The sequence below is a fragment of the Thermoplasma acidophilum DSM 1728 genome, assembly GCF_000195915.1.
Lineage (GTDB): Archaea > Thermoplasmatota > Thermoplasmata > Thermoplasmatales > Thermoplasmataceae > Thermoplasma > Thermoplasma acidophilum.
The window spans coordinates 815461-835682 of record NC_002578.1 but is presented as its reverse complement, the minus strand read 5'-3'; the positions used below and the strand labels follow the sequence as shown (position 1 = coordinate 835682).

Genomic DNA, 20222 nt, shown 5'->3' with positions numbered 1-20222 from the left:
CTTGTCGTCGTACATCGAGAGGATCGAGGCGCACAATTTTAAGTCATTCCGCAGGAAGAAGGTCATAAATTTCACGAAGGGCCTCAACGTCATAAGCGGCCCGAACGGCAGCGGCAAGAGCAACATAGGCGATATGCTTCTCTTCGTCCTCGGAACAAAGTCCATACACGCTGTCCGGGCGGACAGGCTATCGGACCTTGTGAGCAAGGGATCCGGAAACGAATGCAGCGTCTCCGTCACGTTCAGGAGCGACGACGGCAGATCGCTGGTCATAGAGAGGAGGCTCGTCATAGAGGATGAACCGAAGTCGTACTATTACGTCAACGGGGTCAGATCCAGGCTCTCGGAGATTGATGAGACCCTGGCCTCCATGGGCATAAACTTCGGGACATACAGCTTCGTGCTTCAGGGGGATATAAACGATTTCATCTCTTACAGCGGCCAGGAGCGCAGGAAGCTCATAGAGAGAATATCCGGCGTGGATCAGTTCGACAGCGAGATTGAAAGGGTCAAAGCTGACATCGAAGCCGTCAGCAGGAACATGGAGATAAACCAGACGATAATAGACGAGAAGAGGCAGAACCTGGAAAGGCTGCGAACGGAAAAGGAGAAGAAGGAGAGGTACGATGCGCTGCTGAAGAGAAAGCGGGACGTGGAATACACGGAGATACTGAACAGGAAAAACGCTATGGAAAGGCAGAAGCGCACCATAGAGGGGCAGATCTCCGATCTCACGAAAGAAATAGCACAGCTTGAAGAACGCAGATCGGATCTTGAAAAGCGTTCCGAGGCTATCAGGATCAGGAGGGAAGATGTTGCGAAAAGGATAGACGACCTGACAAGCGGCGAGATGAACAGGGTGAAGACGGACCTTCATTCCGTCGAGGTGGATATAGCGAAGATACGCGGTATCATCGATGAAAAGAACAGGAATATGGAGAAGCTGGAGGAGACCATAGCGAAGTATGAAAGCGAAAGGGACAGCACGGACCGCGAGATCGAGGATCTGGACAGGCAGATAGAGGAAAAGGCGAAGAGGAAGAGGGCACTGGAGGATCGCTACGCCGATCTCAAGAAGAGATACGATGACCTTTTCAGCAGGGCTCAGGCCGAGGCCGTGGATGCGGCGGAGACCAGGAGAAAATCGAAGGAATACCAGGAGAAGATCGACGGGCTGGGCAGGGAGATAGAGGAACTGAAAGCGGCAGGATCGCAGATGAACGCCGATCTTGCTGTTTTGCTGCAGAAGAAGGCCGCACTGGAGGAGAGGAAGGAGGACCTTGATCTGAAGATCAGGACATCAGAGTGGAAGGCAAAGGAAACGTCTGAGGATATGGGCAAGTACAGCAGGAAGTACTACGATCTCAAGGCCAAGTACGATCAGATAAACGACCGCATATCCGATCTGAAGAGCGAGATCAGCGAAAAAGAGGCATCGGCCAAGATCGCATCAAGCAGGGTGCCGGAGTACGTCAGGAACGTAAAGATGCTTGAGGAGAGCGTCGAAGGCGTGATCGGCCTCGTCCGCGATCTGATATCGTACGGCGAAAAGTACGTTAAGGCCGTGGAAAGCGCTGGCGGAGGCAGGCTTAATGCAGTGGTCGTGAAGGACGATGCTGTCGCTAAGGAATGCATACAGATCCTGAAGGACCGGAAGATATCGCCTATGACGTTTCTTCCGCTGAACAAGATGCGGGATCCACCGGCACAGAGGGATGTGGGCAAGATCTCAAAGGACCCGGGATACCTCGGCATCCTCATGGACTTCGTCGACTTCGAGGATCAGTACAGATCGGCCGTGTATTATGCAATACGTGACACGATACTGGTCCAGGACATCGATGCCGGCAGGAGGCTGATGGGAATATTCCGCCTTGTGACGCTTGACGGCGATATATTCGATCCCGGCGGATCCATAACCGGCGGTTACAGGAATTACGCCTCGGACTACGCATCAGCCCTGAGAATGCAGCATGATCTCGAGGGCATGAAGATCCAGCTCTCCTCGCTGATGGATGATCGATCCAGGATAAAGAGGGAGATGGACCAGGCATTCAGCGAGATGAGCGAGGCTTCCAGGAGAACCGGAGAGATCATGAAGGAGCAGGAGATGCTGAAGAAGGAGGCGGAGAGGTCAAGGGAAGAACTCAAGCAGGTCATGGACGATATCTCAAGCACAGACAGGGCGATAGCAGACAAAAAAAGGATGATAGACGAAAATGAAAAGGTGATCGAACAGAAGACGCTGGATCTGCACAAGTATCAGGAGGCTCTGAACGATCTGTACGACAGGATCGACCCGGAGTTCTTCAAGAACATCGGAGACCTCTCAAACGAGATCAACGAGGTGCGTTCCGAGATCGATGCCGTTGCCAGCGAACTGAATCAGATCACCAGCAGGAGGGACATACTCTCCAGCGAAAGAAAGCATCTGGAGGATCAGATGATCGATACGAAGCTCCAGGAGAATTCAATCGCAGCTGAGATCGATGACCTCAATGGAAAGAAGAGGGAACTCGAGGAGAAGGCGAAGAAGTATCAGTACGCACTGAACGATCTTGAGGGCCGCTACGGCAATCTTTCGGCACAGGTCAGGGAGGCCGATAAGCAGATCAGGGAGATGGAGAACGGCATAAACGATGCCAAGGCATCCATCGATCTGAAGAACGATCTCATGAACGATCTGAAGGTCAAGGCGGGCATACTGGAAGGGAACCTGTCATCGATCGAGAGGGAACTGTCATCGTACAGCGGCTGCGAAGCCGTGATCGGAGATCTGCAGGCCATGAGGCAGGAGATCGAAAGGGCCATAATGGATCTCGGCGAGATAAACAATGCTGCACCGCAGCAGTATGAGGATGCGCTGAAGGATCTCGATGATTACGAGAAGAAACATGAGAAGCTCATGGAGGAGAAGAAGGCCCTGGAGGAGACCACAGCCATGCTCAACGAGAAGAAGCGCGAGGTGTTCGTGAAGACGTTCACCGACATAAGCGAGAAGATGAACTATGTGTACGGCATAATAAACGGGGGCACCGCAAAGCTGATCATGATCGGTTCCGACCCGCTGACATCATCGGTGGAGGTGAGCGTAACTCCAAAGGACAAGGCAACGGTGAAGATACAGGCACTGAGCGGAGGCGAGAAGAGCGTTGCCGCACTTTCATTCATAACAGCGGTGCAGATACTTATGCCCAGCTCGATATACTTCCTGGACGAGGTGGATATGTACCTGGATGCCTACAATGCCGAGAACATGATCAAGATGATAAGCCAGAACGCGGGTGAGGCACAGACGATAGTGATATCGCTGAAATCACTGGTTTTCAGCTATGCGTCCAACGCCATAGGCGTGACCAGCGTCAACGGCGAGTCGTTCGTGTTCAACGGCCACTTCGACGGTTCTCCGGAGGCTGCACCATGAACGTGGAGGAGATAATAGAGGACCTCATAGTGCAGGCCTCAGATGAAGACCAGGCGGAGTATTACCGGGATCTGGAGCGGTCTATAAAATCGAAGAAGGTCGTCGATCCGTCCAAGGCAGCAATCATAAAGATACTGGAGATGTGCGCCGACGGCCTAATCGACCCGTGGAACGTGGATCTGACCAAATTCTCGCAGATAATGATCAGGTTCACTGAGGGCGGCAGCATCGATTTCCAGTTTGCGGGCAGGGCGCTTGCCGAGGCCTGGTCTGTGTTGCGCAGGAAATCGGACTGGACAGCTAAGGATGAGGCCCCGGAAGAGAACGAAATTCCAGAAGAATACGGCGATGAGATGCCGGAAGAGGTTCAGCCTGTTGACGTTACGCCGGTCATAACGGTACCTTTCAGGAGGCCCGTTTCGCTCATAGAGGTCATAGACCAGGTTAGGCACAACATCGCCAGAAGACAGCCCGTCAGGCAGAGGGCGCTTCCGGTTTCGTTTTCCATAGAGCGGCTGAACAGCGAGAGCCCGGAGGAACAGCTTGAGAGGGTCATTGGCATCATTGAAGGATACCCGTCCGATACCATGCGCATGTCGGATGTATGGGGAAAGAGCCGCAGGGACCAGGCATCATTCTTCCTTTATTCGCTCTTCCTGTACCATGACGGGCGGATAGAGATGATGCAGGAGACCCCTGACAGCGACATCATAATACGCAAGATCCATTAGAAATAGTTTGGGCATTCTGGTCATGCACTGTAATTTACCGCTCACTGCCATAGCTTCCACGTTTCAGGTATACGATTGAGCCTGCCGATATGGACCATGCGGCCAGAAGAACCGCCTCTATGAATTCAGGCACGGCAAGGCCGACATTTTTTATTGTGACGAAGTGAAAGACGAAGCCTATGCCTATCACGATCACGGCTAAAGCAGCGGCAGATCCGGCGATGCCGTAGACCCTGATCCATGCGGGAAGCGATGCGCGAACGCTGGCTATTATTATCGATATGGGAAAGAGGACGAAGTAGATCAGCGCGAAGATCAGGTGCAGGTAGCCAAAGTGCTCGTTGAAAACGCCGACCAGTGCCAGCGCAAGGCCGGAGACGATCATCAGTGCCTGGACATATCCCGCGGTCCGTATCCTTTTCAGCGATATGACGAAGGCTATGTTGAGGACGCCTTCAATTATCAGGCCGGAATTGAATAAGTAGCCGTAGGGATGAACGCCCAGGTCGCTCAGGGCGTTTCTTGACCATGAGAACCATGGACTCACGGCTACATCGATGAGAATGAACAGTATGGTTATCACGGGGCCAATGACCCCTCCGAGGGCCAACGACCTCGGCGGCATATGATTATCTGAAACTCTTTCCATATTCAGGCATATTCATATAAATAAATATAAATATTCGCATCGTGCTGATGGATAATTGTGAATGCAGTTTTGCATGAAAGGAATTGCATTCAGAGGTATTTCCACACGTCCTGAGTGTAGTTGGATATGTATTTCACATAAAAGTGCCCGTCGGCCCGCTGAATCAGCTTGAAGATCTCCGTATAGTAATCGTACATCGCCGATGACGGCAGGAAGGTATCTATCTCGATCATATCCTTTATCAATTTGAAAAAGTACCTGAACCTGGGTATGTGCAGTTCGTTTGAGACCCTTCTTATCTCTGAGACGTTCTTGCTCTCTATCAATGCTTCGAATATGCCGTTGTCTTCAGACACAGGAATAAGCATCTGGCTGTAATGCCTGTTCAGTCTGGACTTCTGGAAGTATATGAGCGTCTCAAGGCGATCCTTCTGTATGGAATCGTTCTTGAGTTCACCTATGAACGGAGTAGCGGCAAGTTCCTTTGCGGCCTCCTTCTCCTCGTCTTCAAGCGGCAGCACATACGATACAATGGAGAGCCCATAATCTGTGTTCAGGCGTTCGAACATTTCCTGTATGCCCTTAGTCGGGCCAAGGTATTCAACCCTTGCATGATCACCGTGAACAACATACCTGGAGAGGAGATCCGACACATCCTCCATCTTTGAACTGTGAAACCTTATGTACACGCTTAACTCTCCCCTGAAGATGTCGATATTGCTCATAACGCATGATGGCGCTTTGAGCAGTTTTTCTATAATTTCATAGCCGTGGACATTGTTTATTCTCTCATCTATGACGAAAAAATCCTCCTTCTCCAACGGATTGAATGCAGCCAGGTTCATATTGATCCTTTTTCCAGCCCTGAATTTTGGAAAGAACGCACTCATCATAAGTTTTCCATCCATGTTATTGATCATCACAGGTATTCTGAAGTCAAGATCTGAAGATGATATGATAAACGGGGTATCCTCCTTCAACTTCAGTATGAGATCCATATCCAGAGCGTGGTCAACGTCTATGAGCTGCATGAGAATTTATTGATTTCTACTATATTAAATTCATTATCGTCGGCGCATGGAGTGTTATCTGGGCTTATAATTTTCCGATGCGTTTGGAGAATTTCAATTGCCTCATTCCGCTGGCTACGATATTCAAAGGTCAGTTGAAGACGCACCGTCCTTCAGATCCTCAAGGGAGATGGTGCTCATTATGCCTCTTACCTGCTTCAGGCCCAGGTATTTCCTTACATATGCAGCGGAATCCGAATACTTGTACGTCGTCATGAAGTCACTGTCGCTTCTCTCTCTGAGATCGTTCAGGGTTCTGTTGAAGATCTCCATGAGTTTCAGCGCTTCGTTCGCTGACAACGGGGGATCGATGAAGATCTGTATCGGGCTAGTCCTGTACGTCGGTCCTTTTACGAATATGCCGTCCGCACCAAAATCGCGGATGATCGAATATATGCCAGATCTGCCCTCCCGGGTCCCCTTATCCACTGTCCTGACGTAAAGGGGATTTGACTTTATTCTGGCATAGAGGTCATCATTCACGCTGAAGGTTTCTCTTTCATATTCGCCGTGCCGGTACTCCTTGGAGTTGACAAGCACGACCCTGTTATTTCCAGGATTTTTCCCTATTTCGTCGTATGTGAGGTAGAATTTCACCACCGGGTGATCAGGCCTGAAGTGTGCCCGTATATAATCCTGATATTCGTTGTCCGGCTTGAAATTGTTTTCACTGCGAAGGACGTATCTCTTTTTCTCTTCGTGTTTATTTATTCTGATCGCATCGAATTCGATACTTTCCACAGGCGATTGTGAACGCTGAAAACTCAGTATCATAACGTTTGTTCCGGTGGACGGAAAAATTCTCCTCTCGAAGATGTAGCAGCTCCCTATCCTGTAAATCTTCAGGAAGTCTTCCCTTATCTTCCTTGTTCCAGCATCGGAGAAGAAGAAGTTCGACGGTATTATGTATATCATGTTGCCGATGCCGTGGCGGAGATCGTTCATCATGGCGATCTGGTAGAGATCCTGATAGCCGTCGTTCTGGCCCTCAAAGTATTCCTGATGCCTCCTGGCATCTTTTCTCTTCCTGATGTATCCCAGATACAGGTAGGGGGGATTCGTTATGTGAAATACCGGGTATCTGCCGCTCAGTACGGGATAGTCCATGAGCGTATCCCTGGTTCGTATATTCCTTCTGGCCATCTCCTGCGGAATGCCGTACTTCATGGCGTTCTCTATCGATCTTTCCACTGCGCTTTCATCTATGTCGAAACACATTATGTGATCCCTGAAGAATTCTCCTCTTCGATCCCGGTCTATGTAATCAAGCATAGGCAGGATCAGGTTTCCCTCTCCGCAGAACATGTCAACCCAGAGGTAATCGTTTAAATGATCCCTGATCTGCGGCATTATATACCTGTGAAAGACCTCTACAGGCGTGAAGTGCATACCCAGCATTCTCTGTTCAATTTTGCCTTTCCCTGTCATCATCCATCGCCGTTCCAGGGCTCATTCTCATACGGTGAATATCGTCAGGCGCCGCAGGTGATCCCATGCCTTATGTTAATCCTGATCATCAATCTTCGCCTGCGTTCTCCTGAAGCATGAATGAACACGTTTTGCCCAGATCTTCGGGCCGTCTATCTTTCGATATTCTGATAACCCGATTTATTCCATGCATCTGGATTTTGCAACGGTATTCATTCTCATGTTATCTGTATTCCCGGAAATTGACTGATAAGCCACGCGCTAATTTCAAGTGTATCCGCAGATCAGTATAAGTTTCGTTAATTCCATTGCAGGATCCTTCATGCTGCATATCAACAGCCTTTAAGGGCTTCGCCTTTCCTGAAATATATTTCGCATGAATTTATACAGGAAGGTCATTGAAAGGGAATAAAGCGCTTCTTCATTCATAAAATGTAGGTTATTTTCAATAAATTCAGATGATTTTCACATCACACTTTCTTCCGCGGGCCGCGCCTCAACAACCCTTATATGGTTCATCTCCTCTATCTCCCTTGACGATTTTTCAAGCGATCCCCTCGTCTCAGGAATGAACACAAGCGTGATGACCGCAGCAATTATTGCCAGTGCCGAGAGATAGTAAAATGCCACTGATTCGCCGAGTGCTGCGAATACAGCCGGAAAGACAAATGACGCAATCGATGCGCCGATCCTTCCGGATGCCACGGTGTAGGACTGTATTTGCGATCTTATCTTTGTTGGGGCAAGCTCCACACCGTACATGCCAGACGCAGTCACCGATCCGGGCCCGAGCTGATTGAAGAACTCCATTCCGATGCCGTACGCGAGCATTCCCACCACCGGTAGTTGCAGCGACGATTCCGGCAGATTTAAGTGCATCAAACAGCAGGAGAGACGCGCCCATGCCTATGAATCCAAGGATCTGCAGCACCTTCCGCCCCTTCCTGTCTATCAATGAGAGCATTATTATGCCGCCGATCAGTGTGAACACCTCCATCAGGTATGTCCATGAAACTGGGCCGAGCCCAAGCTTTGATGCTATGAGCATTGGCCCGAACAGTATTCCTGCGTAAGCTATCTGATCGTACAGGAACCACAGGAGCATGGCGGCGATGAATTCGCGCCTGTATCTTTTGAAATAGTATCCGAAACCGTGGTCGTCCCTTATGTTGCCCTCTATCATGATCTCTCTGTTCGCCACGTACTTGACTTCCTCCTCGAAGCTTGCCTTATCCCCTGCAATTCTCGCCAGAAACCTCGGCGTTTCGGGCATTTTTCTTCTCAAGTACACCACGGCAAGGGCCGGAACCGCACCGAATGCCAGCACAATTCTCCAGACAACTGCGTCAGGGAGTCCGAGTATCGGCCCGAAGATCATGTATGCGAAGGCTGCCAGCAAAGCGCCAAACCCCCACATCATTCCAAAGCCGAATGCTATGGTCTTTCCCCTGTCTTTGGAGTTTGCGTGTTCACCCATTATCATCGGCGACATGACGTAATCGGCACCGACGCCGATCCCCAGTATCAGCCTGATGATTATCAGTGCGTAAACGTTCACGGCAAATATCTGCAGAAATGCAAATATCCCGAGGATGAGGACGTCAACACCGTAGAATTTCTTTCTGCCCCTCTTCGCAAGTTCACCGAAGATGAGTGCACCGATTGCCGCGCCGATGAGTGCAGATCCTGCGATCAGACTTGTGTAAAGCGTATACCCTGGCGTGATCTTTGTGATTCCGTAGGACGAAAGCACTATGGCCAGAACGATGCCAATGGACGAAAGATCGTAGCCGTCCGTGAAAACTCCCATTCCCGTTGTCAGGATGGATCGAAGGTGGAACCATCCAAATTTCTTCCTATCTAGGTCTTCAAATATATTCGGCATTGTCTTCAGAGGTAAAAAACTCCGCGTCTAATATGTATTTTATCACCATAATATATATACTATATATATCGACCACAATCTTATTTATCCATATTTTCTGAGAAAAACAGAGGAGAGAATGGAACGCTTAACCGATAAATAAAAAAGATTGTTCACAAGACGTCTGTGAAAGCCTGCGTAGAATCGGTGCCTCCTGGAGATGGAAATCCTGTCCGGGGTTAAGACGCAGATCCCTCGAACTCCGGGCAATTATGCTTCAGGTCATAATTCTAAGATCATATCCGCAATTCTAGAATGGATGATGGGGATGGCCGGGTTTGAACCGACGACCACCTGGTTATGAGCCAGGCGCTCTGCCTAGCTGAGCTACATCCCCACGCCGCTGATCGGTCTCGAACCGATGACCGCTCGGTTAACAGCCGAGTGCTCTACCAACTGAGCTACAGCGGCACTAAGACCGATAGAACTACTTTCCTTTTAACTTTTTCGTCAAATGCCACATCGGGAGACCATCGGCCCAGTGCTTTGCCTCTGTTCCCACCATGATGGATACGCCATATTTTATTCTTATCCTGTGAAGATCCAGAAAAGATAATATCCGGATTCATGCTTTTGTGTGCAATGAGCGTTCTTCTCATAGGCGGCAACGGATTCGCAAAGGTTCATGCTGAAACCTACAGACGGCTCGGTATAGAATTTTCAGTGTATGACAGGAACCCACAGGTTCTGGAGATGTACAGGAGAGATTACGGTGTTAGGGAAACCTACTCCGACATGGCTGCGGCGCTGGACGCCGATAACGATGCCGTGGATATAGTTCTGCCCCACAACCTCCATTACGAGGTTGCGATGAAGGCGATCGAAAAGGGAAAGCATGTTCTGGTGGAGAAACCAGTGACGGGGAGGATCGATGAAGCGGTGAAGATCATAAACCAGGCTAAGAAGAAGCGTCTAAAGTTCATGGTGGCGGAGCAGTTCTATTTCGATCCGTCATTCAGAAAGGCCTTGGAGATCGTGCAGAGCGGAAAGATTGGAGACGTTCGCACGGTTATAGTCAGGGACCAGCAGAGGTACGATGCGCCGGGATGGAGGAGCAGAAAAAACGAGATGATGGGCGGGTCGCTGATAGACGGCGGTGTGCACTTTCTGGAAATATTCCTGGACTTCGGAGGCCAGTGGAAGTCTATCAGTGCACACAACTATAAGGGCGGCACATCCATAGAGGGTGAGGACAACACGGCCGCCCTCTTCACCTTTGAAAATGATGTGCATGGCATATTCTACTATTCATGGAGCTACGTTGAACCTCCAAAGCTGCCCGCTTTTGAGGTTATCGGTACTGAAGGATCGGTCTACGAGATGAAGGAATCGAGCCTGATGAAGCCGGATAATGTGAGAACGGTTCTGAATCAGCCGGTTCTCAATGGAAACATCGTCAGTGTTGAATGGAAAGACGTATACGAATCAGAGATAGGAGGCTTCTTAAAGAGCATAGAAAAGGATACGGAAGTGCCATATCCTCCCGCGAATGCAATAAGGAACCTTGAGACCGTCCTCATGATGTACGGTCGCTGATCCTTCACGGAAGGCGTCAGAACATGTTCGGTATGGATCTGTCCACATCGACGACAATCGCTTTCTGATCCGATCCGGATCTCAGCCACTCCAGGTTTCTGAGATCTGTGTCAGCGGTATTTACATCGATGCCGTATGACGATAATATGCTCTCAACGTCCGGGTCCGGCCTCAGAAAATCGGCATCCTTGATTTCCGGATAATACGATTTTGCATAGCTGCGCAGTATGCTGTAACCACCATTTCTGAGCACGATCATTTTCAGCGGTATGCCGTAGTGCCTTGCAGTCCATAGCGCCTGCACCGAATACATCAGCGATCCATCCCCGATCACCGATACCACCTTGGGGCTGTCCATCGCCATGCCAATGGATGCGGGCAGCGCCCACCCTATCTGGCCACTCCTGGCCGTGAAATAGCCGTGGGGCCTGTAACCGAAGTAATGGCGCAGCGGCTCTGACATGGATATGGCCTCATCGACCAGCGTGTAATCGCTGAAATACTTCGATATCCTGTATGACACGTAATTGTAGCCCATCCTCTTCCTCTCTCGCATGGCGTCCGTGAACTTTCTGTAATCCTTCTGAGCGCTGTAACTATTCTTCTTCTTCACCAGGGGCGTTATCTTCCTGAGGAAGGTCTTTGGATTGGCTATGTACGTCTCACCCATTCTCCGCGTGTTGTTCAGGCCCACGAATATCTTGCGCTTTTCGGGAAGAACTGTATCGGTTGTGTACGGATAAAGCGTTATATCAGATCCTATGAAGACCAGGAGATCGTGCTGCATGAGCTGAAGATTGATCAGTATTGCGGCTGGAAACAGCTCACCGGCGTACTGTGGGTCATCCGAAATGTAGCTCGACCTGTTTCCAAGCGGCTCTGAGTATACGGGACATCCGACCTTCCTTGCGAATTCCACGGCTTCACTGAACGCGTTGAATTCGTCTATTTCAGACCCGAAGATGATGGCGGGATTCTCGGATTCGTTTATGGCCTGGGCTATCCTGTTAACATCGTCATCGTCTGCGATTCCGTATTCAGAAACTGCGACCCCCTCCCCTGAGTACAGGCCATCCTGTTCCATCACATCCATGGGAAATGAGAGGAACACGGGGCCCCTAGGCGGTTCCGCCGCAATCTGGTATGCCTTCCTCATCTCGTATGCTATGTCCGAAGCCCTTCTCACTTCGGATCTGTACTTCGCGAAGTTTCCGGCGAGGTCATACAGGTTACCGGAAAGCAGTGGGCTGTATGCAAGATGCCTCTGATCCTGCTGGCCCGCGGTGACTATTACCGGTGTCCTGTTTTTCAAAGCGGTTATGAGGTAGGCCATGGCGTTGCCCACACCCAGATCCGTGTGAAGATTCACGATTGACGGCCTTCCGGATGAAATCGCGTATCCTTCAGCGATGGCAGCCGCTACGCCATCGTGGAGGGCCAGAACATAATCGGTAACGTCTCTGATCATCGGGATCTCTGTCGTCCCGGGATTTCCAAACATGGGGAGCAATCTCAGGTCGTGAAGGACCCTGCCGAATATCTCATGCCCCTTCGTTCAGATCACCCTGAAGTTCGGATCGTATCCCTGCATGTAGCGCATGACGTTGGCTATCGTCTCACGGAAGAAGCGCATCTGGCTCTCCGCCGTTACTCCGGCTATGTGTGGCGAGAACAGCGTGTTCTCCAATCTGAACAGCGGAGAATTTGGATCCGGGGGCTCATGCTCAAATACATCCAGGCCAGCTCGTATGCCCTTTTTCTGGATCGCTTCTATGAGATCCTTCTCGACAACGACCTCTCCCCTCGACGTGTTTATGAATATGGCACCGTCCTTCATCAGGCCAAATCTACTGCTGTTGAACATGTGCCTTGTGGTCTCATTCAGAGGCACGTGGACCGATATGACGTCCGAATCGGAGAGAAGGCGATCAAGGCTGACAAAGGTGGCCCCGTATTCCTCTTCCTCTGCCTCGCTCATCCTCTTCGTATCGTTGTAGATTATCGCCACCTTGAACGGCAGAAGCCTGGCAGCGAGGGCGCGCCCTATGGAACCCATGCCGACTATGCCGAACGTCTTGCCCATCAGATCCGACGATCTTGTTATTCTCGGCCAGCGGCCGGACCTTATCTCAGCGTCCAGGAAGCGCTGATCCTTGATCAGAGACAGAACCATGGAGAGAGCATGCTCGGCCACGCTGTCCGCACTTGCAGTGGGTATGTTGGAGACCATGATACCGTTTTTCTTCATGGCGTTCATATCAACGTTGTCATATCCTATGCTGGCAACCTGCACGAATCTCAGCCTGGGCATCTTCTTCAGCAGATCTCCGTTAACAGGCGTGAACGTGGTGACGATGAGAATCTCAGCATCGCTCCTGTCGAAATCTGTATCCGTCCGGACCTCGACGTCCTGGGTTATGGTTGACACAGCGGATCTTATCTGATCCAGGGGGAGAAAATTCGGGACTACGACCAGTACTTTCATATTTAAATCAGTTGAATATAATATATATACTTTGCCAGAGTACGTGCTTGAGATCCCCATTCAACATTCTGATTGCGTTTACGCTTTCGCCATGATCCGTGTTCCTGCTGAAAGGATCAAAAGTAATATATGAACGCAGAAGATCGGTTTTTTATGTCAGGATTCGTGCCGACGCACATATTCTTTACCAGAGGCGTGGGAAGGGGAGAGACGCAGCTGGTGTCATTCGAGGCTGCGCTCAGGGATGCAGGTATAGCACCTTACAACCTGTCAAGCATAAGCTCAATATTTCCGCCTCATGCGGAGATGATAACGAGAGAGGAAGGGCTGAAGAAGCTCAGCCCTGGCCAGATACTGTTCACTGTTCTGGCGCGGAACACGTCCAACGAGCTGAACAGGATGGTATCGGCGGCCATAGGCTACGCGATTCCCAGGGACAGGAGCAAGTGGGGCTACCTCAGCGAGCACCACAGCTTCGGCGAGACCGAGAAGGTTGCGGGGTCCTTCGCTGAGAAGCTGGCTGCGGAGATGCTTGCCTCCACGATAGGATCCTCTGCCCAGCTGGCGTATGATAAGCAGAAGGAGGAATATGTCCTTGAGGATAAGATACTCACGACCGGTTCAATATCATCGACAGCCGTTGTGCTTGAATCCGGTGAATGGACGACCGTGGTCGCCGCTGCTGTACTCATAGTGGAGTGATCGCCTTGGATATAGAGGCTAAATGGCAGAATGCATGGGATCGCGATGGCATATTCGTCCCGAAGATGGATGGCAGGAAGAAGTTCATGATAACCGTGCCATGGCCGTACACCAATGGATCCCTCCACGTAGGGCATGGCAGGACGTACACGCTTGGCGACATCATCGCCAGATACAAGCGATCCAGAAACTACAACGTTCTGTTTCCCATGGGATTCCACCAGAGCGGAACGCCGATACTCGCTTTTTCTGAGAGGATAAGGGCCGGCGACAGGTCCACGATCGATCTCTACACGTCGTATCTCAAGGAGTACGGTGAAAAGGACATCGATGCACTGATAGAGAGCTTCAAGGATCCGAAGAACATCGCGGATTATTTCTCGAATGCCATAATCAACGACTTCAAGCACCTGGGATACTCCATTGACTGGACCAGGCGCTTCACATCCGCAGACGAGTTCTACCAGAAATTCGTCCAGTGGCAGTTCAGGCGCCTGAACGAGAAGGGGCTCGTGAAGCAGGGAAGGTATCCCATACTCTACAGCCTTGAGGATGACAATGCGGTAGGTGAGGACGACATCAAGGACGGGGATACGGACAAGGTCACCATAGAGGAGTATACCGCCATATTCTTCCGTGGAAAGTCCTTCGATCTCATAGCGGCATCGCTCAGGCCGGAGACCATATATGGCATAACGAACATATGGGTAAATCCGGATGTGAAGTACGTGAAGGTGAAGATATCTGGGCGCATGGCCGTTGTGTCCGAGGAATGCTCGACAAAGCTGAAATTCCAGGGCAACGAAATAGAGGTCGCGGGGGAAGCGTCCGTACAGGAGATACAGAAGCAGACCTACACCACGCCTGCAGGAAAGGAGGTCAAGGTATACCAGGCCGATTTCGTGGATCCGGACAACGGAACCGGGATAGTGTATTCCGTACCGTCGCACTCTGTTTACGATTACGTGTATTACCGGAAGAAGCGCGGAAAGGATTTCCCGGTCATAATAGAAGCGCCGATGAAGATGAAGGATATCGAAAGCAAGTACGACCTGGAAACCGAGGAGGGCAGGGAGGAGGCCACGAAGGATCTCTACAGGAACGAGTTCTACTACGGAAAGCTGGTGGATTCCGGCCCGTACACCGGCATGACCGTGAGGGAAGCGCGGGAGGCGGTCAAAAGGGATCTCATCTCCAGCGGAAACGCCTTCACATTCTATGAAACGTCGAGGCATGCCGTAACCAGATCGGGATCGAAGGTCATCGTGGCGGTGCTCCCTGACCAGTGGTTCCTGGATTATTCCCAGCCCTGGCTCAAGGATCTTGGGCACACGATGATAAACACCATGACGATGCACCCTGAGGTATACAGGAACGTCATGAACGATGCCATTGACTGGCTCAAGGAAAGGCCCTGCGCCAGGAGGCGTGGCCTGGGCACGCGGCTGCCATTCGACGACAGGTGGGTCATAGAATCGCTGTCCGATTCCACCATATACCCGGCCGTATACACGAACTCGATTCCTCTGAGATCCCTCTACGAGACTGGGAAGCTTGACGATGATGCCATTACCAGGATATTCATGAACGGCGAACCGAAGAATGAGGATGAATCGGAGGCGAAGAGGCAGTTCGAGTACTGGTATCCGGTTGACATAAGGTTAACGGCCATCCCGCACATATCCAATCACCTCTCATTTTACGTTCTGAACCACGCTGCAATATTCCCCAAGGAGAAATGGCCAGCAGGCCTCATCATATCCGGGCTTGTGGTCTCAAACGGTGCAAAGATATCTAAGAGCAAGGGGAACGTGGTATCCCTGCTCGAGATAGCCAAGAAATATTCTGCGGATATCTACAGGCTGTACGTGGCGGTGCAGGCAGACATATCCTCCACCATGGACTGGAATGAGACCGACCTGGCAAGCATAACCCGGCGCTTCAACGAGTTCAAAGATTTAATGGCTGGATTCAAGCAGGACACGTCGGATCTCACCTTCGAAGAGGCATGGTTTGTCGCAAGGTTCAGCGTCAGGCTGAGGCAGTTCATGGAGAGCATGGACAGGTACCAGATCAGGGATGCCTACATCAACATCTTCTACGGCGTGCTGAACGACCTCAGGTACCTCTCCTCAAGGGGTGGAGACGTCAACAGGGCCCTGACCCCTGTGATCGCTGACTGGTTGAGGGCATTGATGCCCGTTATACCTCACCATGCAGAGGAGTACTGGCACAGCTACGTATCGGACACATACGTGTCGGTTGATCCGTTCGACGAGAACTTCCAGGACAGGTACGAACGCACTGTGCGCAGATTCGGCATGACCTGCGACCAGATGTACAGCGCCATGGACTACGTGGAGAAGGTGCTTCAGGACGTTAAGAACATCATGCAGGTCACGGGCATTGAACCGAAGTCGGTGGAGATAACTGTGGCGAATGCCGACGTGGTGAGGGCTGCACAGGAGTTCCTCAATAACAGTGTTTCCGGCCAGTCGAAGAAATACATGCAGTACCTGGCGAAGCGCAGGAAGGACATAATGATATACGGCTTTGACGAGTACGATGTTCTGCAGAGGAACCAGGTCTACCTGTCGAAACAGATCGGGTGCCCCGTGCGCATAGAGAGGGGCGATGTCATAAACGGAAAAATAGCACTTCCCGGCAAACCGGTCATATATATATCATGAATAAGAATACCAAGATAAGTAATTTCATATATTATTAATGCATGTCTACATGTTATTAAGTATTTAATAATAAGGTGACCTATATGCCGGAGAATATGGATCCTTTTGAGATGGCCCTCCAGCAGCTTGAAAAAGCCGCCGCGGTTCTGAAGCTGGATGAGCAGGCCCTTGAGATACTGAAGCAGCCGGAGAAGATCCTGCAGGTGAGCATTCCCGTTCGGATGGACAACGGCAGGATAAAGGTTTTCACCGGATTCAGGGTGAGGTACAACACCGCCAGGGGGCCAGGGAAGGGCGGTATCAGGTATCACACAGAGGAAACGCTGTCCACGGTGAAGGCCCTTGCCGCCTGGATGACATGGAAATGCGCGATCGTTGACATTCCATTCGGCGGTGCCAAGGGAGGGGTGATATGCGATCCAAAGTCCATGAGCCAGGGTGAGCTTGAGAGGCTAAGCAGGGGATACATACGGGCCATCGCTGATTTCATCGGCCCGGAGGTGGATGTGCCGGCCCCGGATGTATATACGAACCCGCAGATAATGGCCTGGATGATGGACGAATATGAGAACGTTGTGAGGCACAGCGCACCGAATGTCATAACCGGAAAGCCACTTGAAGTGGGCGGATCCGAGGGCCGCGGAGACGCAACAGCAAAAGGTGGAATGTACGTTCTTAGGGAAGGTGCGAAGAGGATCGGTCTTGATCTTTCTAAGGCTCGCGTGGCCGTGCAGGGATTCGGAAATGCAGGGCAGTTTGCAGTGAAATTCGTTCATGAGATGTTCGGATCAAAGGTCGTCGCGGTATCGGACACGAAGGGAGGCATATATGTGAAGGATGGAATTGACTATGCAGCGCTTCTCGAACACAAGAAAAAGACGGGATCGGTCGTGGGATTCCCGGGATCGGAACCGATAACCAACGAGGAGCTTCTCGAATCGGACGTAGACGTTCTGATACCGGCGGCAATAGAGGAGCAGATCACCGGAAAGAACGCGGACAGGATCAGGGCGAAGATAGTGCTGGAACTTGCAAACGGCCCTACAACGCCGGAGGCGGATGAGATACTGTACAAGCGCGGCATACTGGATCTTCCAGATTTCCTCTCAAACTCCGGTGGAGTAACGGTCTCTTACTTCGAGTGGGTCCAGAACAACTACGGCGAGTACTGGACGGCCGATGATGTGTACAAAAAGCTCGACCAGAAGATGACCAAGGCAGCGCATGACGTGTTCGATGCTATGGATAAATACAAGGTCAATCCAAGGACAGCGGCCTACGTTGTCTCAGTCAAGAAAGTGGCGGACGCCATGAAGGCCAGAGGCATGTATTAAAAAAATTGGTTTATTTTTTACTCGTATCGTCCAGGGCGAGGACTGGTTTCCAGCCCTCGTGCCTGTATTTTGCCACCGTTATCTCCTCAAGGCTCAATCCCTTCGTCTCAGGTGTGAAGAATATTGTGAAGATCAGCGCGAGGATCATCACAACGAAGAGGACGAAGAAGAAACCCTCCTTTCCGAGCACTGTCGGCTTCGACAGATATGGGAACAGGAAGGCGGAGAGGAACGAGACTATCCTTGTTATGCCGGTGGCGCTTCCCATGGAAGAGCTCCTCAACTTCGTGGGCAGCAGTTCTATGGCGTACAGCCCCATTGTATTTCCTGGCCCAAGGTTGCCAAGTGCGTAATCGATGATGAATGCAAGTATTCCTATGGCCAGGAAGACCTGTCCCTTTCCGCTTGCTGCGAAGAAGAAGAGAAGTATAGCCAGGGCCATCGATCCGAAGCCGAGTATCTGAAGCGGCCTTCTTCCCACGCGGTCGTTGAGCATTACTGCACCGAAGGCGCCCATGAAGCCTATGGGCATGTAGAACATGAAGGAGTAGAGCAGGGTGTACGATCCGCTGACGCCGAGTTCCTTGAGGATAAGCGGGGAATAGAGGCCGATACCGTATCCTGCTATATCGTACAGGATCCACTGTATCCAGACTATGAGCGTTCTCTTGCCGTACTCTCCTTTAAAGAGGGAGGAGAGCGATCCTGATCTTATCCTCGATTCCCTGTTTCTCTCCGCCATTATGCTGTCCATTTCCTCCTTTTTGATGCCGATGCTGTCAGCGACATCCCTGATCTCCTGCTCCGATACATTCTTGTCGGCGGCCTTCCACCTTATGGATTCCGGCATCCTCATCCTCATGACGACCACGACTATGGCCGGTATGGCTCCAAGACCGAGCGTCCAGCGCCAGCCCGTCAGCGGATCGATGAGATAGAAGCCGTAGCCTATGATGAATGCAGCTGCAGCACCCAGGCTCCAGAAGGTCCAGACCCATCCGTAGCCGCCTCCCCTCTTCGCATTGGGATACATCTCGGTGGTGTACACAGGGCTCAGCGAATAGTCCGCGCCGACTCCAAGGCCGACGAAGAACCTGAAGGCTATCATCTCATATATGTTCGTCGCGAGTGCGGTGAGCACCGCAAAAACCGCGAAGAAAATGAGATCGAATATGTACAGGTATCTTCTGCCGATCCTGTCGGCGTAGTGGCCAAAGAGCACTGCTCCAACGAAGGCGCCGAGCAGGGCCGATCCTGTGACGAACGACTCCGTGAAGGCCGTGTACCTGAATATGTGGTACGTGACCAGGACCAGCGTGAACACAGAGATCACGCTCAGATCGTAGCCATCCAGGAAATACCCCATCGCGGACAGCGATGTTATGATCGACCTACCGGGCACCTTAACCGGTTTAGCGTATGCGTTTGATTCCATCGTAAGATCAGACCATGGATCATATTAATTTTATTCGCATGAGGCAATTGTGAGATATTTAGTAATATTTATTAATATATATAGCTATAGATAATTAAAACCTGTTAGAGACCGATGATAACCCAGCGCTTAAAATAAATATCACTGAGTTATATCCTCGTCGGTTGTTGAGAGCTGCCTTATCCTAGAGATTCCGTCTATTTCATGTATGACCTCTACTACGGGATCAGGCACATCATTCTCCCATGGTTCGCCTGCGATCATCTTCTCCCTTATCTTTGTCCCGGTCCATTCCTTCCTGTTCACCATCGGCAGCGATCGCACTTCATATTTCCTCTCCATGAAGAGCCTTCGCACAAGCGGGTTGTTGGTGTAGACTATATCGAACTTAGGCGTGAGCGCCTCAACGTGCGACACCCACAGCGAGTTCGCGTTCACATCCTCTATGGGTACGAGGTAATAGTTGTATATGCGCTCCTTTTCGAGCGTCCTCGATATCATGAGGTGGCGTTCCCCTGCCGTAAATGGATTGACCACGGTGTGGGAATACTGTGCCGATCCTATGCCTATTATTATGGAATCGTTCTCGCTCAGTATCCTCTTAACTATCTCAAGATGCCCCTTGTGGAAGGGCTGGAATCTTCCGATGAGAAATGCCCTCTTCTCCTTTCTGCTCTCCATCATTGAGAAAGGATAAATGTCAATATATTTTTATCTCATCGATATTTTCATTGAGAACCACCGGACTTATTGGAATACGTGTGTCCGGATCAATACGGTATGGCTCAACGTTGAAAAAATTCGGACTTCATCT

The 20222-nt window shown here is 50.8% G+C and carries 13 protein-coding genes, 2 tRNA genes and 2 pseudogenes; 6 read left to right on the top strand and 11 right to left on the bottom strand.

Annotated elements, in window-relative coordinates:
* Position 1 precedes the first annotated feature (1 nt).
* Together smc and TA_RS04045 are read left to right on the top strand one after the other, a co-directional pair.
* Positions 2 to 3424 carry a chromosome segregation protein SMC gene (gene smc / locus TA_RS04050; protein ID WP_010901200.1) on the top strand — a complete coding sequence of 1141 codons (3423 nt, stop codon included), beginning with the start codon at positions 2 to 4 and terminating at the stop codon, positions 3422 to 3424.
* Positions 3421 to 4155: a ScpA family protein gene (locus TA_RS04045; RefSeq protein ID WP_048161793.1), complete on the top strand. Its 735-nt coding sequence runs from the start codon at positions 3421 to 3423 to the stop codon at positions 4153 to 4155. Before smc ends, TA_RS04045 begins: the two co-directional genes overlap by 4 nt.
* Positions 4156 to 4189: 34 nt before the next feature.
* Here TA_RS04045 and TA_RS04040 read toward each other — a convergent pair whose 3' ends face one another.
* The 7 genes and pseudogenes from TA_RS04040 to TA_RS04015 all read right to left on the bottom strand — a co-directional run bounded on the left by TA_RS04040 (position 4190) and on the right by TA_RS04015 (position 9637).
* A complete protein-coding gene (locus TA_RS04040; RefSeq protein ID WP_156778505.1) occupies positions 4190 to 4804 on the bottom strand; it encodes a DUF998 domain-containing protein in 615 nt (204 codons plus the stop codon).
* Between the two features lie 89 nt (positions 4805 to 4893).
* Positions 4894 to 5835 carry a hypothetical protein gene (locus tag TA_RS04035; RefSeq protein ID WP_010901197.1) on the bottom strand — a complete coding sequence of 314 codons (942 nt, stop codon included), beginning with the start codon at positions 5833 to 5835 and terminating at the stop codon, positions 4894 to 4896.
* 123 nt (positions 5836 to 5958) lie between these two features.
* Entirely contained in the window at positions 5959 to 7305 is a 1347-nt protein-coding gene (locus tag TA_RS04030) for an N-6 DNA methylase (protein ID WP_156778504.1), read from the bottom strand.
* Between the two features lie 606 nt (positions 7306 to 7911).
* Positions 7912 to 8112: pseudogene (locus TA_RS08435) on the bottom strand (MFS transporter); the annotation flags it as partial.
* Between the two features lie 106 nt (positions 8113 to 8218).
* Positions 8219 to 9112, bottom strand: a pseudogene (locus tag TA_RS04025) (MFS transporter); the annotation flags it as partial.
* Between the two features lie 377 nt (positions 9113 to 9489).
* Positions 9490 to 9563 (bottom strand) — tRNA-Ile (locus tag TA_RS04020).
* Between the two features lies 1 nt (position 9564).
* Positions 9565 to 9637: transfer RNA gene (locus TA_RS04015), tRNA-Asn, on the bottom strand.
* Positions 9638 to 9808: 171 nt separating this feature from the next.
* Between TA_RS04015 and TA_RS04010 the strand changes: the two genes are divergently transcribed.
* Positions 9809 to 10762, top strand: coding sequence for a Gfo/Idh/MocA family protein (locus TA_RS04010; protein WP_048161791.1), 954 nt, complete (start codon positions 9809 to 9811; stop codon positions 10760 to 10762).
* A gap of 16 nt (positions 10763 to 10778) precedes the next feature.
* On the opposite strand, the gene TA_RS04005 is transcribed toward TA_RS04010, so the two are convergent.
* On the bottom strand, positions 10779 to 12263 hold the full coding sequence (locus TA_RS04005; RefSeq protein WP_048161789.1) for a thiamine pyrophosphate-binding protein: 1485 nt from the start codon (positions 12261 to 12263) through the stop codon (positions 10779 to 10781).
* Positions 12264 to 12317: 54 nt separating this feature from the next.
* On the bottom strand, positions 12318 to 13247 hold the full coding sequence (locus TA_RS04000) for a 2-hydroxyacid dehydrogenase (RefSeq protein ID WP_010901192.1): 930 nt from the start codon (positions 13245 to 13247) through the stop codon (positions 12318 to 12320).
* Positions 13248 to 13400: 153 nt separating this feature from the next.
* On the opposite strand from TA_RS04000, the gene TA_RS03995 reads away from it, so the two are divergent.
* The 3 genes from TA_RS03995 (at position 13401) to TA_RS03985 (ending at position 17973) form a co-directional block, all read left to right on the top strand.
* Entirely contained in the window at positions 13401 to 13949 is a 549-nt protein-coding gene (locus TA_RS03995; RefSeq protein ID WP_048161787.1) for a pyruvoyl-dependent arginine decarboxylase, read from the top strand.
* Positions 13946 to 16639, top strand: coding sequence for a leucine--tRNA ligase (gene leuS / locus TA_RS03990; RefSeq protein WP_241761797.1), 2694 nt, complete (start codon positions 13946 to 13948; stop codon positions 16637 to 16639). Before TA_RS03995 ends, leuS begins: the two co-directional genes overlap by 4 nt.
* An 83-nt stretch (positions 16640 to 16722) precedes the next feature.
* The gene (locus TA_RS03985; RefSeq protein ID WP_048161784.1) at positions 16723 to 17973 is read left to right on the top strand and encodes a Glu/Leu/Phe/Val family dehydrogenase; all 1251 of its coding nucleotides are present in this window, start codon (positions 16723 to 16725) and stop codon (positions 17971 to 17973) included.
* Between the two features lie 10 nt (positions 17974 to 17983).
* On the opposite strand, the gene TA_RS03980 is transcribed toward TA_RS03985, so the two are convergent.
* Both TA_RS03980 and TA_RS03975 read right to left on the bottom strand, forming a co-directional pair.
* Positions 17984 to 19408, bottom strand: coding sequence for an MFS transporter (locus TA_RS03980; RefSeq protein WP_010901188.1), 1425 nt, complete (start codon positions 19406 to 19408; stop codon positions 17984 to 17986).
* A 141-nt stretch (positions 19409 to 19549) separates the two neighbouring features.
* A complete protein-coding gene (locus TA_RS03975) occupies positions 19550 to 20089 on the bottom strand; it encodes a nicotinamide-nucleotide adenylyltransferase (protein WP_048162318.1) in 540 nt (179 codons plus the stop codon).
* Between the last annotated feature and the right edge of the window lie 133 nt (positions 20090 to 20222).

Excerpts from the sequence above, each read along its gene's own strand:
- TA_RS04045 (WP_048161793.1), top strand. The coding sequence starts at position 3,421 with ATGAACGTGGAGGAGATAATAGAGGACCTCATAGTGCAGGCCTCAGAT.
- TA_RS04040 (WP_156778505.1), bottom strand. The coding sequence starts at position 4,804 with ATGGAAAGAGTTTCAGATAATCATATGCCGCCGAGGTCGTTGGCCCTC.
- TA_RS04035 (WP_010901197.1), bottom strand. The coding sequence starts at position 5,835 with ATGCAGCTCATAGACGTTGACCACGCTCTGGATATGGATCTCATACTG.
- TA_RS04030 (WP_156778504.1), bottom strand. The coding sequence starts at position 7,305 with ATGATGACAGGGAAAGGCAAAATTGAACAGAGAATGCTGGGTATGCAC.
- TA_RS04010 (WP_048161791.1), top strand. The coding sequence starts at position 9,809 with ATGAGCGTTCTTCTCATAGGCGGCAACGGATTCGCAAAGGTTCATGCT.
- TA_RS04005 (WP_048161789.1), bottom strand. The coding sequence starts at position 12,263 with ATGTTTGGAAATCCCGGGACGACAGAGATCCCGATGATCAGAGACGTT.
- TA_RS04000 (WP_010901192.1), bottom strand. The coding sequence starts at position 13,247 with ATGAAAGTACTGGTCGTAGTCCCGAATTTTCTCCCCCTGGATCAGATA.
- TA_RS03995 (WP_048161787.1), top strand. The coding sequence starts at position 13,401 with ATGTCAGGATTCGTGCCGACGCACATATTCTTTACCAGAGGCGTGGGA.
- TA_RS03985 (WP_048161784.1), top strand. The coding sequence starts at position 16,723 with ATGCCGGAGAATATGGATCCTTTTGAGATGGCCCTCCAGCAGCTTGAA.
- TA_RS03980 (WP_010901188.1), bottom strand. The coding sequence starts at position 19,408 with ATGGAATCAAACGCATACGCTAAACCGGTTAAGGTGCCCGGTAGGTCG.
- TA_RS03975 (WP_048162318.1), bottom strand. The coding sequence starts at position 20,089 with ATGGAGAGCAGAAAGGAGAAGAGGGCATTTCTCATCGGAAGATTCCAG.